This is a genomic window from Goodfellowiella coeruleoviolacea (assembly GCF_024171785.1).
GTDB lineage: Bacteria > Actinomycetota > Actinomycetes > Mycobacteriales > Pseudonocardiaceae > Goodfellowiella > Goodfellowiella coeruleoviolacea.
This window is the reverse complement of record NZ_JAMTCK010000003.1, coordinates 98,658-111,944: the sequence shown is the minus strand read 5'-3', so window position 1 is coordinate 111,944 and position 13,287 is coordinate 98,658. Positions and strand designations below refer to the sequence as shown.

Here is a 13,287-nt window from a genome sequence, read left to right as displayed (position 1 = left end):
GGATTGGCCGGAACAGGGCTTGGCAGCGACCCCCTGGCCAGTAGCCTGACCGGATGCGGGGGCGTCGTGTGGTGCTGGTCGCTGTCGGACTCGCGGTGTTGGGCGGGGGCGTGGTCGCGCTGCGCACGACGCAGAACGACGACGACACACCGGCCCCGGCACCGGCCGTGGTGCTGGACCGGTTCGCGGGTGACGGGGTGGTGCTGCCCGAGCGGGGTGCGCGCCCGAACCCGCCCACCGGACTGGCGGTCACCCCGGCCGACCACCGGCTGCGGGTGAGCTGGGCCGCCGCCGACCGGGCCGCCGGCTACCAGGTGCGGTGGGGCGCCGCCGACGCGCTCGACCACACCCGGCTGGTGGCGCTGCCGTCCGTCGAGTTGGCCGGCCTGGACAACGGCGTGGCCCACCGGGTCGAGGTGCGCGCGGTGGACGCCTTCGGCCAGCGCTCCGAACCCGCCACCACCACCGGCACCCCGGCCACCCCGCCCGACGACCTGGCCGACGTGCCCAACCTGGTGTTCGTGGACCGGTTCGACGGCCCGAGCGCGCCCGACCCGACCCGGTGGCGGCTAATCGACGAGTGCACCAAGGCCGGTAGGGGCGGCGGTGAGGACAGCCACCACCTGGTGGTGGGCGGCAGTTGCGGGAACCGGCCGGCGATCCTGCGCTCGCGCACCCCGTTCCGACTGGCCGATCCGGCCACGGCAGACGGTGAGCTGGGCCGACTGGTGGTGGACACCGACGCGCCCGGCGGCACCGGTGTTCTCCTGCTCGACCTGGTGCCCGGCCCGGCCGACGCGGTCGGCCTCGAGGCGGTTTCCGCCTACACCAACGCGCTGCCACCGGCCGCCGAGCTGGCCGGCCGCGCCCAGGACGACGACAGCCTGCCGCCGGGCACGATCCGGATCCGGGTGGGGCCGGGCAAGGACGGCCGGCAGGGGGTCTGGACGCTGGTGGGAGCGGGCATGCCCCAACTGGCCCCGATCACCGAGCCGGTCGTGCCACTGCCCGAACTGGGCCTCGGGGTCAGCCACCGCTGGCAGGTGGTGCTGCGCCGGGACGGCGTGCGGGTGCTGGTGGACGGTGAGCTGGTGGGCACCGCCCCGGTCGCTCCACAGTGGACGGAGGCGACCGCGCTGCTCGGGTTCCACGGCGGCCAGCTGCGACCCGCGATCGACCTGGTGGCCGTGGCCGGCGGCGCGGCCCAGCCACCGGCCCAGGTGACGCCGCCCAGGGTGGTCGTGGCGGTGCGCGAGCAGCCGGCCAGCGAGGCGCCGTCCGGGCAGCGGATCGGCGGCGTGCTGGGCGCCCAGCTGCGGCTGGACGTGCAGCCGGCCGACTACGACCACCAGTTCGCGCCGCCGCCGGCGCTGTCGGTCCAGGTGGGTGCGGTGGTGCTGCCGCTGCGGCCCGCGGTCGAGGGCACCGCGTGGACGCACACCGGCATCCGCCACCCGATGGTCGCCGACCTGCCGGCCGAGGCGCTGGTGGTGGGGCCGGACTACACCCTGGCCGTCACCCTGCTCAACCCACCGCCGGCCGACCCGGCGGCGGGCCAGGCGGTCCGGGCGGTGCACGCGGACCTGGAGCTGATCGCCGAACCAGCCGGCACCCCGAAGCTGACCAGCCCCGACGGTGGCACGGCCGAGCTGCCCGCGCCACCGGACACGACCGCACCCAGCCCCACCCCGGTGCCCGCGCAGCTGCCCAAGCCGTCGGCCCGGCTGCTGGACGCGGCCGGCCAGCCGTTCCAGGCGGGCCGCACCCTGCCCCGGGGCCGCCTGGTGCTGGAGGTGACCCTGAGCGGCACGGCCGGCCAGCTCGCCGGCACCCACCTGGCCGGGGTCGCCGGGTTCGGGGTGCGGCTGGACGACGCGCCGATCGCCACCGTGCCCACGGCGGTGGACGGCCCCGGCGTCGGCGGCCAGTGGCGGGTGGCGTTCACCAGCCAACCCCTGGCCGCCGGCCCGCACACCATCGAGGTGCGCGCGATCGGCGTGGACGGCAACTACCTGCCCGGGTTCTCCGGCTTCCTGCTGGCGCCGTAGCGCTCAGCCGGCCCGCGCCGGGAGCACCGGCCCACGCCGGGATCACGAGGCAGCTGGGATCACGAGGAGCTGGCTCCCTTCCAGTCGACCAGCTGCACGATGACGCCGTTGGGGTCGCGCACCTGGAAGGCGCGTTCACCCCACTCCTCCTCGGTCAGCGGCATGGTGATGGCCACGCCCTCGGCGCGCAGCCGGGCCAGTTCGCCCTCCAGGTCGTCGACCTCGAAGGCCAGGATCAGCCCGTCGGCGTGGTGGTCGCGCTGGTCGGCGGGCAGGGTCTCCAGGCCGCGGCGCAGGAAGATCACGTTCATCCCGGCGTCGTCCCTGCCCAGCGAGGCGAAGCCGGGCGCGGCCATCTTCTCCTCGAAACCGAAGTGCTCGACGAGAAACGCGCTGGACGCCGAAACGTCGTCGACGTTCAGGGACACGGCGGACGCGGTGATGCGCACGAAACTCCTCACACGGGTCGCGTCTCGCCGGACCGGGGGCCCGACGAGAGCTTCAACAACACGGTGCCGGCCGAGCACCGCCCGGCCGACTGTCTCCGTACACAGTACAACGTACACCGTACTCTGTACGTTGTCCAACCGCGGTCGTGAGAGCATGACGCCGTGCCGTCCGAACGCAGCGGAGCCGGCGACCCGGCCCGCACCCTGGAACTGCTGTGGCGCACCCCGGTCGCCGCCAAGCACGGGCCGAGGCAGGGGCTGAGCATCGACGCGGTGGTGGCCGCCGCCACCGAACTGGCCGACGCCAGGGGCCTGGCCGCGGTGACCATGCGCGCGGTGGCCCAGGCGCTCGGCGTGGCACCCATGACGCTGTACACCTACGTGCCGGGCAAGGCCGAACTGCTGGACCTGATGCTCGACGCCGCCTACGCGGCCATGCCCCGCACCGACACCACCGGCCAGCCGTGGCGGGACCGGGTGCGCGCGGTGGCCGAGGAGAACCGCGCACTGTTCCAGGCCCACCCCTGGGCGGCCAGCGTGTCCACCGGCCGGCCCACGCTCGGCCCCGGACTGATGGCCAAGTACGAGCACGAACTGTCCGCACTGGACGGTCTGGGCCTGGACGACGTCGAACTGGACGCCTGCCTGACCTACCTGCTCAACTTCGTGCAGGCGTGCGCCCGCGCCGCCATCGACGCCCGCGCCGCCCAGCAGGACAGCGCCCTGGACGACCAGCAGTGGTGGGCCGCGAACGCGCCGCTGCTCGCCCGCGTCTTCGACGAGCGGGCCTACCCGCTCGCGGTGCGCGTGGGCAGCGCGGCCGGCGCGGCCCACGGCAGCGCCCTCGACCCCGACCACGCCTACGAGTTCGGCCTGGCCCGGGTGCTCGACGGCCTGGCCGTGCTGATCGAGCAGCGCGCCGGCCAGGCCGACCGCCGGCCCTGAGCACGCCACCCGACGGGGAATCACCGGCTCGCTCGACAAGTGGCCGCGGCCGAGCGCGGGCAAGATGGGGCGCATGCGACGCGCGCTGCTGCTCGACGCCGCCCGCACCCCGTTCGGTCGCTACCGAGGGGGGTTGTCCGGCGTGCGCGTGGACGACCTGGCCGCACTGCCCATCACCGAACTGCTCACCCGGCACGCCGACACCCTCGACCCGGCCAGGGTGGACGACGTGGTCTACGGCAACACCAACGGCGCCGGCGAGGAGAACCGCGACGTCGGCCGGATGGCGGCGCTGCTGGCCGGGCTGCCCGCCAGCGTGCCGGGCACCACGGTGAACCGGCTGTGCGCCTCCGGTGGTGAGGCGCTGGTGCAGGCCTGCCGCGCCGTCGTCACCGGTGACGCCGACCTGGTGCTGGCCGGCGGGGTGGAGGGGATGAGCCGCGCGCCGTTCGTGCTGCCCCGACCGGAACGGGCCCTGCCGGACCGGATGGAGCTGGTCTCCACCGCGCTGGGCTGGCGGCTGGTCAACCCGAGGATGCCGAGCCAGTGGACCGTGCCGCTGGGCCGGGCCGCCGAGCAGCTCGCCGAGGAACTGGGCATCGGCCGCGACCGGATGGACGCCTACGCGCTGCGCTCGCACCGCCGCGCCGCCTCGGCCTGGGAGGCCGGCGTGCACGACGGGTTCGCCTTTCCGGTGCGGCTGTCCGACGGCTCGTCGGTGCGCCGGGACGAGCCGGTGCGGCCGGATGTCACGGCGGAGCGGCTGGCCGGCCTGGAACCGGTGTTCTCCGAGCACGGCACGGTGACCGCGGGCAACGCCGCGCCGCTCAGCGACGGCGCCGTGGCCGTGCTGGTCGGGTCGGAGAAACTGGCCGGGGAGCTGGGCGGCACACCGCTGGGCGAGGTGCTGGCCAGCGTGGTCACCGCGGCCGAGCCGCACCTGTTCTCCCTGGCCCCGGTGACCGCGGTGCGGCGGCTGCTCGGCCGGCTCAACACCCGGGTCGACGCGGTCGACCTGTGGGAGATCAACGAGCCGTTCGCGGCCATGCTGCTGGCGTGCGTGGACGGGCTGCCCGACATCGACCCGGACCGGGTCAACGTGCACGGCGGGGCCATCGCCTACGGCCACCCGCTGGGCGCGTCCATGGCCCGGGTGGTGGTGGACCTGTGCCGGCACCTGCGGGCCAGGGGCGGCGGCCTGGGCGTGGCCACGGCCAGCACGGCGGTGGGCCAGGCACTGGCCGTGGCCGTGCGGGTCTGAGCCGCCGGCCGGGGTGGCTCAGACCCGCCGGGCCAGCCCGGGGAAGTCCAGCACCATGCCGTCGCCGTCCACGGTCAGGTCGGCGGTGTGCCCGGCGCAGCTGAAGTGGATCAGCGAGTAGTTCTCGCCGACGCGCACCGTGCGGTACCGCTGCCGCACCAGGTGCACGGACAGGTCCGGCAGGGATACCCGCACCACGGGCAGTTCCTGGTCACCGGCGTCGCGGTGCAGGTCGAGCCGGCGCACCGGCAACCCGTTGAACAGCACGGAACCGGCCACGTCCACGTCCAGCGCGCCGTCGAACTCGGCCCGCTCCGCGCCCTGGCCGCGGTCCACCAGCCACAGGCCGTCCTGGGTGCGCGACACCGCGACCTGCCGCTCGTCCTCGGCGGTGGTGCTGCGCAGCAGCAGCCGGCTGGCGCGGCCGGCCTTGTCGGTGCTCAGCTCGAACGAGGCGCTGTAGGCCTGCCCGGTGTCGCCGGCCTCGGCACCGAGGGCACCGCGGTGGGCCCCGGTCCCCCCGCTGATCAGCCGGCCGGAGGCACGCAGCCGGTCGCCGCCGGCCATCAGCCGCACCGACTCCAGGCTGGACGCGCCAACGCCCTGCCAGGTGAGCATGGTCGGGCGCCGGGCGGGCGCGGACGGCGCCGCGGCCGCGTCCTCGCGCCCCACCTGCGCAGCGGTCTCCGAATCGCTCACTTGACTCACTTGTCCACCTGGCTCACTGTTCCCGCCGCGGCGGGTTCACGACTACTGCTGCTGGCCGGGCTGCTGACCGGGGTGCTGGTCGGACTGCTGACCGGGCTGCTGACCGGGCTGCTGGCCGGACTCCGGGCCGCGGTCCTGGTCGGCGTCCCGCCGGACCGAGCCCAGCAGGCCCTTGGCCTTGTTCACCACGCTGTCGATCTGCTCCGCGCGGCCGAACCGGCTCTTGGCGAAGTCACCGGCCTTGTCCGCGGCGCCCTCGATCTTGTCGCCGTGCTTCTCCACCAGCTCCTGGGCCTTCTTCTTCAGCTCGTCGAAGTTCATGGTGCGTTCCTCCAGCACTTCCCGTCCGATCCTGACCGGGTACCCGCACGAGCCAAGCCCTGACGCAGGGTACCCGACTGACTCCGGCCACCCCACGGCGTTGCTCCCGCGGACCACCGCGCGCGGCGGCGGAGCGCGACCAACGTCCTGGTTTGTCCGGATGGTCCCTTCCGACTGTCGCACATCCCCAGTTACCCGGATGTGGGGCGCGCGAAAAGGGCCGCCCCCGTTCGGGAGCGGCCCCTTGGCCACGCGGTTGGGTCACCCACGCCGGGTGCGCCCGGTCAGGCTCAGGCGGACGTGCCCTTGCGGCGGCGCTGCAGCACCAGCGCGCCCGCGCCGGCGCCCACGAGCACGACACCGATCACGACCGGCCAGAAGATCGACGCACCGGTCTGGGCGAGGTCGTCGTTGCCGCCACCGGCCGCGGGGGCCGGCTTGGCCGAGGTGGTCACCGGCGCGCTGGTGGACGGGACCACCTCAGCCGGCGAGGACGGCGCCGGGGAGCTGGCCGAGGTCGACGGCGCGCTCGACGGCGTGGAGACGGAGGGCGAGGTCACCGGGGTGCCGGCGGTCCACTTGGCGGTGGCCTGGGCGGACAGCTTGACGTCCTGCGGCAGCGCCACGATCAGCGACTGGGTCTTGCCGCCGCTGCCGACGAACAGCCGGCCCTTGTCCAGCTTGGCGTCGGCCTTGATGGTGAACTTGGCCTCGCCCGCCTTGGCGTCGCGCGGGACCTTCACGTAGACGTCGGCCTTGCTGGTGCCGGCGTCCTTGGTCTTGTAGGTGTTGTTGGCCGGCTTCTCGAACTCCTTGCCGGTCCCGTCGGTCAGGGTGACGCCCTGCGGCAGCTGCGCCTCCAGCGTGACGCTCTCGGCCGTGGTGGTCACGGCGAACGGCCCGATCAGCTCGCCGGCCTTGCCCTCCAGGCTGGTCGGCTCGATGGTCAGGGTGGGGCTGGGCTGCTCGCCGATGCCCACGTTCTCCCTGCCGGTCAGGTAGTCGTAGAGCGCGACCACGTCACCGGAGGCGTCCGGGTTGCGCGGCGTGGCGTTGCCCCGGTCCAGCTCGGCGCTGTCGCTGAAGTGCCAGATCGCGGCCTGGGTGGCGGTGATCGCCTCCTGGCTGCTGATGTTCTTGCCGACCTTGGCGCTCAGCTGGGCCGGCTGAACGCTCGGGTACGAGTGGTGCAGAATCCAGTTGATCTTGTCGCGGTTCTTGTGGAACGGCGAGTCGGCCTCCGGGTACTTGTCCCAGGGAACCTCGACCATCCCGACCTTGCTGTCGACGCTCACGTGCAGCTCGACGCAGTAGGTCTTGACCGGCTTGTCGCCGTCGACGCGCAGACCGATCAGCGAGGTCGACACCTCCTGACCGGGCTTGGTCAGGCGAACTTGGTAGCCGCCCTCACCCCCGTGGGGGTCGATGTGCGCGGTTGTCGCCGCAGCCGCCGGCAGTGCCGAGGTCATCAGGGCGACTGAGGCACCGAGAATTGCCCCGCCGACGCGCATCAGGGTGAACCGGGATGCCATGGGTCTCCTTCCCACTAGAGCGTGGCCCCCGACGTAGCTGTTTCTTCCCCGCGTTCGCCACTGGTGCGCCAAGCGCGGGGGGTCGGGCAGGTCGCGGTCATTGGCCCGCGTGGCGGACGAATGCGGGAACCGCGGTAGCCCAACCAAGAAAACGGCGGAACCTTACCTGATTGCGCGACCCGTGCACAGCAGCGGGGATCACCACCGCACCTAACCGTGGTGACCAGCCAAAACAGCACGATTCGGCGGCCGGTGCCCGGCCGTGTGCCGCACTATGCCCCGGCAACCGGAAGAAAAAACACCCAAAAGGTTCAGGCGAGGGCGCCCCCACCCGGCCCGACATCGGGCAAAATCCCCGTTTCCCCTGGTCGACGCGTTACACAAGGGGGAAAAGTTCGTGCCATCGACGCCACACCGTTGCGTAAAGGTGATGTAAGACAGCGGCGGACGGCCACCCTTTTCCAGTCACCCGAAAGAGTGACGCAAAACAATCTTGATCAGCGTCCGCGCGGTTGTCGACGGCCCATCACCACGGAATGTGGCGACCCCATCACCGAGGCAACCACCACATCGCCGGAGCGGTCAGCGGGCCTATCCAAACCGCGACCGACCAACCATTACCGTACGTATGATCTACCGAAAGTGGGCAACTACCTAACGCATTGCGAACTTCCCTGTTCATGCGGGGTATGTCCAGTCGGTAACAGCCAGCCTGTCGACGAGAGGCCGTGACTGACAGTGTCCCGACCAGGTCAACCACGCGCGGTTGACCGCTCGGCGAGCCACACCCGCACCTCGCCGCACAACCACCGTGATCACTTCGTGATAACGCGCCGCGTCGCCAGAATGAACACAGCACGTGAACACGGCCGAACTCCGCCGCGGCCGACTCCGGGCCCATCCCCGTTCGGCCGGCGCGGCGACGAGGACGTCGCAGGCGAGGCGGTCAGCGCGTCTGGCGGTTCCGCGAACCAACCCGCGCCCAGTAGTCAACGGAACAGGAACGAACAGTGAGCTTAGGCGCGCGTGGTGCCGACGGCCCCACCCACCGCCGGCCGTCCCGAGTGGACGCCGACCCCCATCCCGCGGAAGCACCCCGGTGGACAACGTGGTTCTGCCTGCCCGAGGAGTTACCCGGGCAGCGCAACGCCCTGCTGCGCACGGGGCTGGTGGTCGCCGCCATCACCGCCGGGATCATCGCGATCGCGTTCCTGCTCAGCATCGGGACCGCGGTGCTCGTGCTCGCCATCGGCCTGGGGTCCCAGTTCCTGTGCGGCCTGCTCGGCCGGATCGCCGACGCCCGCGCCGAGGCCGCCAGGCGGTCCGGCGAGCCGGGCTGGCCGAGCCGGCCGGACCACCAGGACCGGTCGGCTCCGTCCGCAACGGACCACCCCGCCGGGTAGCGCCCCGGGGCCCGGTGCAACGCAGACCGGCCGGCCCCGTCGCGGGACCGGCCGGTGCGCTGACTGTCTCGTGTGGACGCGTGCTCAGATCAGGCCGAGCTGGCGCACGGCGTCGCGCTCCTCGGCCAGCTCCGCCACGGAGGCGTCGATCCGCTGGCGGGAGAACTCGTTGAGGTCCAGGCCCTGCACGATCTCGTAGCGGCCGTTCCTGGACACCACCGGGAACGACGAGATCAGGCCCTCGGGCACGCCGTAGGAGCCGTCGGACACCACGGCCGCCGAGGTCCAGTCGCCCTCCGGGGTGCCGTTCACCCAGTCGAAGACGTGGTCGATGGCGGCGTTGGCCGCGGACGCGGCCGAGGACGCGCCCCTGGCCTCGATGATGGCCGCGCCGCGCTTGGCCACCGTGGGGATGAACTCGTCGCGCAGCCAGGCGTCGTCACCCACGGCGTCGGCCGCGACCGTGCCGTTGACCTCGGCGTGGTACAGGTCCGGGTACTGGGTGGCGGAGTGGTTGCCCCAGATCGTCATCTTCTTGATCTCGGTCACCGACACGCCCAGCTTGTGGGCCAGCTGCGAGAGGGCGCGGTTGTGGTCCAGCCGGGTCATCGCGGTGAACCGCTCCGCCGGCACGTCCGGCGCGTTGGCCTGGGCGATCAGCGCGTTGGTGTTGGCCGGGTTGCCGACCACCAGCACCCGGATGTCGTCGGCGGCACCGGCGTTGATGGCCTCGCCCTGCGGCTTGAAGATGCCGCCGTTGGCCTCCAGCAGGTCACCGCGCTCCATGCCCTTGGTGCGCGGCCGGGCACCCACCAGCAGGGCCACGTTCGCGCCGGCGAACGCCTGCTTGGGGTCGTCGAAGATGTCGATGCCGGCGAGCAGCGGGAACGCGCAGTCGTCGAGTTCCATGGCGGTGCCCTCGGCGGCCTTGACCGCCTGCGGGATCTCCAGCAGACGCAGCTTCACCGGGGTGTCCGGGCCGAGCAGCTGCCCCGAGGCAACGCGGAACAGCAGCGCGTAGCCGATCTGGCCGGCCGCACCAGTAACGGTGACGTTGACGGGCGCCTTTGCCATCTTCTCGCTCCTACACTCGGAAATCCGTGCCGACTGCCCCGGATGCTATCCGCCCGCCGAGGGGTGCACCGCCCAGGTAGTGGTCAGCCCCACCAGTGGCCCCGGTCACCCGGACCGCCGGCGCCGGGCCGGCACCTCAGCGCAGCGCCACCACCCCCGTCCTGCTCTGTCCATACAGGACACCGTCACCGGGGAGCAGCGCGGCCGGGAACTCCGTGTGCACCCCGCGGGCCGCGTTGATGGCGCCAACGCCCAGCTCGACCTCCACGTCCGCGGTCCACCACAGCGCACCGGTGCGCGCGTCCAGCCCGCACACCCGGCCGTCCGAGCCGGCCAGCAGCACCTGGTCGCCGGCCAGCACCGGCGAGCCGACCACCGGCAGGCCCACCGGCGACACCCACAGCAGCTCACCCGTTGCCGCGTCGAGCGCGTGCACCTCGGCGGGGTGGGACTGCCCCTCGGGCAGCGGCGCCCCGTTGGTGAGCACCGCGTACACCAGTCCGCCGGCCACGGCCACCGCGCCACTGGCCCGCCAGCGCCCGCCCTCGGCCGGCGCGTACTCGTGCACCAGCCGACCGGTGCGCAGGTCGAACCCGACGATCTCGGTGCTCTCCCCGCGCCAGCGCGGAATCCACACCGTCCGGTCGGCCACCGCCGGGTGGACCGGGTGGACGGCCACCGCGTTGCCCTCGGCGTCGCGCTCGACACCGATCCCCCACACCCGCTCTCCGCTGGCCCGGTCGAACGCGTGCAGCCCGCCGTGTCCACGCTCCGGATCCACCTTGCACGAGGCCACCACCAGGCCGTCGACCACGGCGGGCGGTGCCTCCAGCGGCCAGGTGTCGACGCCCTTCGGCCACCAGTGCACCCGCAGCGTGAGCGGGTCCACGGCGCGCAGCGTGTCCAGCATGACCAGGGTGGCCGGGTCCACCCCGGGTTCCCCGGTGGTCACCTCGCCGACCAGCTCACCGGTGTAGCGGTCGACCGCGACCTCGTACGGGTCCTGGTCCACGATCTCGACCTTGACGAACACCTTGCCCGCGACCACCGCGAGCGGGATGGCCAGCCACTCGTGCTCTTCCCAGCCGTAGTCCCACTCGTCCGGGTTCGGGTCCTCCCAGTCGTCGGGCAGCGGCCGGATCACCCGCACCTGCTTCTGCCAGCGGATCACCCCGTTGTCCGCGTCCACCGCCGTGAGCACGCCGTTGCCACCGCCCAGGAACAGCAGGTCGCCGTCCCGCAGCAGCCGGCCGACCACGGGGTTGCCGATGTCGGAGTGCCAGTCCCAGCCGCTCGGTCTGTCCAATCCGGACACCGCGAACCGCCCGGTCCGGCCGGAATCCCCGTACGCCGGCACCATCATGTGCTCCCCCTCCTCGGTTCACCGTTCACCTCGGCCGTTCACCGTTCACCGTTGGCCGCGCCGGTGCTCAGCCCAGCGCGAGCACACCCGTCCTGGTCTGCGCGTACAGCACGCCGTCCCCGGGCACCAGGAAGTCCGGCACCACCGCGTACGGGTCGGGTGCGTCCGCGCCGACGTCGTACTCGCGGTCGACGTGCGCGCCCAGCTCCGCCCCGACGTGGGCCCGCCACCGGAGTTCCCCGCTGTCCGCGTCCAGCGCGTGCACCTCGCCGTCGGCCGCGGCCAGGTACAGCAGGCCGCCGGCCAGCACCAGCGAGCCGATCGGCAGCAGGCCCAGCTCGCGCTGCCAGACCAGCTCGCCGGTGGCCGCGTCCAGCACGTGCAGCTCCGGTCGGGGGGAGTCGACGCGACTCGCGATGTTCCACGCCGGCCAGCCGAAGTCGACCAGCACCGCGTACACCCGGCCGGCGGCCACCACCACCGGGCTGTTGCCGATCCGGTACCGGCCCGGGTCCGGGACGTAGGTGTGCCGGAGCTGTCCGGTGCGCAGGTCGTGGCCCACGATCTCGGTGCTGGTCCAGGGGAACTCGCCGTGGAAGCGGTCCTCCCGGTGGTCGCGGTCGGCGCCGTGCTCCCGGTGCCGGGGCAGCCACGCGGTCTGGTCGGCGACCGCGGCGTGACACGCGTCGGTGACCAGCCACTCGTCCGCGCGGGCGATGCCGCGCCGGGCGCGCCCCGCACGCCCACCGGAGCTGGCCGACTGGTCGGCCAGCACGCACCGGCTCCCGCGCTCGCCCTCGACCCGCCACACCTCGGCGCCGCTGGCCAGGTCGAGGGCGAGCACACCGCCGCGCGTGCGGTGCTCGACGAACCCCAACGACAGCACCACCAACCCATCGGCCACCGCGGGCACGGTCTTGAGCAGGCCGTAGCCGCGCCGGTCCGCGGTGCGCCAGCGCACCCCGCTCGGCTCGGCCAGCCCCGACACCGGGTACACCCCGGTCCGGCCCAGATCGCCACGTGGCAGTGACAACACCAACACCTCCGGACAGCGCGCGGGCCAAGTCAACCAAGCCCGGTCCGCCGAGGCGCTCTTGACCCTGACACCGTGTCAGCCGCTGCACTGGGAGGCGTCATGTTCAGCATTGGAGATTTCGCCAGACACGGCCAGGTGTCGGTGCGGATGCTGCGCCACTACGACGCCATCGGACTGCTGCGGCCCGCCCGGGTCGACGCCGCCACCGGCTACCGCTACTACCGCGCCGACCAGCTCACCCGGCTCAACCGGCTCACCGCGTTGAAGGAGCTGGGCTTCACCCTGCACCAGGTCGGGGCGATCCTGGACGAGCGGGTGAGCATCGCCGAGCTGCGCGGCATGCTGCGGCTGCGGCGGGCGGAGGTGGCGGAGCGGCTGGCGGCGGAGACCGCGCGGCTGGCCCGGGTCGAGGCGAGGCTCCGGACACTGGAAGAAGGTGCGCACCACATGCCCGCCCACGACGTCGTGATCAAGCGGCTGCCCGCCGTCCGGGTCGCCGAGCTGACCGCCACCGCCGCCGGGTTCGCCCCGGAGGACATCAGCCCGGTCATCGCGCCGCTCTACCCGGAACTGGAGCGCCGGCTCACCGCCGCCGGTCTGACCCCGACCGGTCCGGGCATCGCCTACTACACCGAGCACCGGGCGGAGGCCGGTGATCGCCCCGGCAACGCCGACTCGCGCGAGGGCGAGGGCCTGATCACGGTGCACGCCTGCCTGCCGGTCGCGGCCGAACCCCGGGCGGACCACGACTTCGCCATCGTGGACCTGCCCGAGATCGAGGCGGCCACCACCGTGCACCGGGGCTCCATGGACGAGGTGATGCCCAGCGCGCAGGCGCTGGCCCACTGGATCGAGGCCAACGGCTACCGCTCGGCCGGGTACACCCGGGAGCTGTACCTGGACTGCCCCGCCGACCGCGCCCAGTGGGTGGTCGAACTCCAGGAGCCGATCACCCGGGCCTGAGCCGGTCCCTGGCTCAGGTGTCCCACTGAAAAGCGTTACACCAAATTCCGGATATCACCCGATCTGACGCGTCGCTCATTTCGCGGAACTACCCCCGGTAATCCTTCGGATAACAATTTGCCCCACCACCGCGGCCGGCGGCATTCTCCCTGGCCAGCCGGCCAGAACTGCCGATAGCGTGACC

Annotated in this window: 12 protein-coding genes; 5 read left to right on the top strand and 7 right to left on the bottom strand. The window is 72.9% G+C overall.

The window, feature by feature from the left end; translation table 11 throughout:
- Nucleotides 1-53: 53 nt before the first annotated feature.
- On the top strand, nt 54-2,048 hold the full coding sequence (locus LX83_RS06535) for a hypothetical protein (protein WP_253768140.1): 1,995 nt from the start codon (nt 54-56) through the stop codon (nt 2,046-2,048).
- Between the two features lie 59 nt (nt 2,049-2,107).
- Here LX83_RS06535 and LX83_RS06530 read toward each other — a convergent pair whose 3' ends face one another.
- Nucleotides 2,108-2,497, bottom strand: coding sequence for a VOC family protein (locus LX83_RS06530; protein WP_253768139.1), 390 nt, complete (start codon nt 2,495-2,497; stop codon nt 2,108-2,110).
- 162 nt (nt 2,498-2,659) lie between these two features.
- On the opposite strand from LX83_RS06530, the gene LX83_RS06525 reads away from it, so the two are divergent.
- Together LX83_RS06525 and LX83_RS06520 are read left to right on the top strand one after the other, a co-directional pair.
- Nucleotides 2,660-3,442 carry a TetR/AcrR family transcriptional regulator gene (locus tag LX83_RS06525; protein WP_253768137.1) on the top strand — a complete coding sequence of 261 codons (783 nt, stop codon included), beginning with the start codon at nt 2,660-2,662 and terminating at the stop codon, nt 3,440-3,442.
- Nucleotides 3,443-3,515: 73 nt separating this feature from the next.
- Nucleotides 3,516-4,703: a thiolase family protein gene (locus LX83_RS06520; RefSeq protein WP_253768136.1), complete on the top strand. Its 1,188-nt coding sequence runs from the start codon at nt 3,516-3,518 to the stop codon at nt 4,701-4,703.
- A gap of 18 nt (nt 4,704-4,721) precedes the next feature.
- Here the strand turns inward: LX83_RS06520 and LX83_RS06515 are convergent, their stop codons facing one another.
- From LX83_RS06515 to LX83_RS06505, 3 genes are all read right to left on the bottom strand, one after another.
- Nucleotides 4,722-5,402: a putative glycolipid-binding domain-containing protein gene (locus LX83_RS06515; RefSeq protein ID WP_253768134.1), complete on the bottom strand. Its 681-nt coding sequence runs from the start codon at nt 5,400-5,402 to the stop codon at nt 4,722-4,724.
- Between the two features lie 51 nt (nt 5,403-5,453).
- Nucleotides 5,454-5,732, bottom strand: a complete 279-nt coding sequence (locus tag LX83_RS06510) for an antitoxin (protein ID WP_253768132.1) — start codon at nt 5,730-5,732, stop codon at nt 5,454-5,456.
- 290 nt (nt 5,733-6,022) lie between these two features.
- Nucleotides 6,023-7,264 carry a thioester domain-containing protein gene (locus tag LX83_RS06505; RefSeq protein ID WP_253768130.1) on the bottom strand — a complete coding sequence of 414 codons (1,242 nt, stop codon included), beginning with the start codon at nt 7,262-7,264 and terminating at the stop codon, nt 6,023-6,025.
- 1,010 nt (nt 7,265-8,274) lie between these two features.
- On the opposite strand from LX83_RS06505, the gene LX83_RS06500 reads away from it, so the two are divergent.
- A complete protein-coding gene (locus tag LX83_RS06500) occupies nt 8,275-8,667 on the top strand; it encodes a hypothetical protein (RefSeq protein WP_253768128.1) in 393 nt (130 codons plus the stop codon).
- An 84-nt stretch (nt 8,668-8,751) separates the two neighbouring features.
- On the opposite strand, the gene LX83_RS06495 is transcribed toward LX83_RS06500, so the two are convergent.
- The 3 genes from LX83_RS06495 to LX83_RS06485 all read right to left on the bottom strand — a co-directional run bounded on the left by LX83_RS06495 (nt 8,752) and on the right by LX83_RS06485 (nt 12,137).
- Nucleotides 8,752-9,741, bottom strand: coding sequence for a malate dehydrogenase (locus LX83_RS06495; protein ID WP_253768125.1), 990 nt, complete (start codon nt 9,739-9,741; stop codon nt 8,752-8,754).
- Nucleotides 9,742-9,877: 136 nt separating this feature from the next.
- Nucleotides 9,878-11,104, bottom strand: coding sequence for an outer membrane protein assembly factor BamB family protein (locus LX83_RS06490; RefSeq protein WP_253768123.1), 1,227 nt, complete (start codon nt 11,102-11,104; stop codon nt 9,878-9,880).
- Nucleotides 11,105-11,171: 67 nt separating this feature from the next.
- Nucleotides 11,172-12,137 carry an outer membrane protein assembly factor BamB family protein gene (locus tag LX83_RS06485; RefSeq protein ID WP_253768121.1) on the bottom strand — a complete coding sequence of 322 codons (966 nt, stop codon included), beginning with the start codon at nt 12,135-12,137 and terminating at the stop codon, nt 11,172-11,174.
- 102 nt (nt 12,138-12,239) lie between these two features.
- Between LX83_RS06485 and LX83_RS06480 the strand changes: the two genes are divergently transcribed.
- A complete protein-coding gene (locus tag LX83_RS06480; protein ID WP_253768118.1) occupies nt 12,240-13,103 on the top strand; it encodes a MerR family transcriptional regulator in 864 nt (287 codons plus the stop codon).
- Nucleotides 13,104-13,287 lie beyond the last annotated feature (184 nt).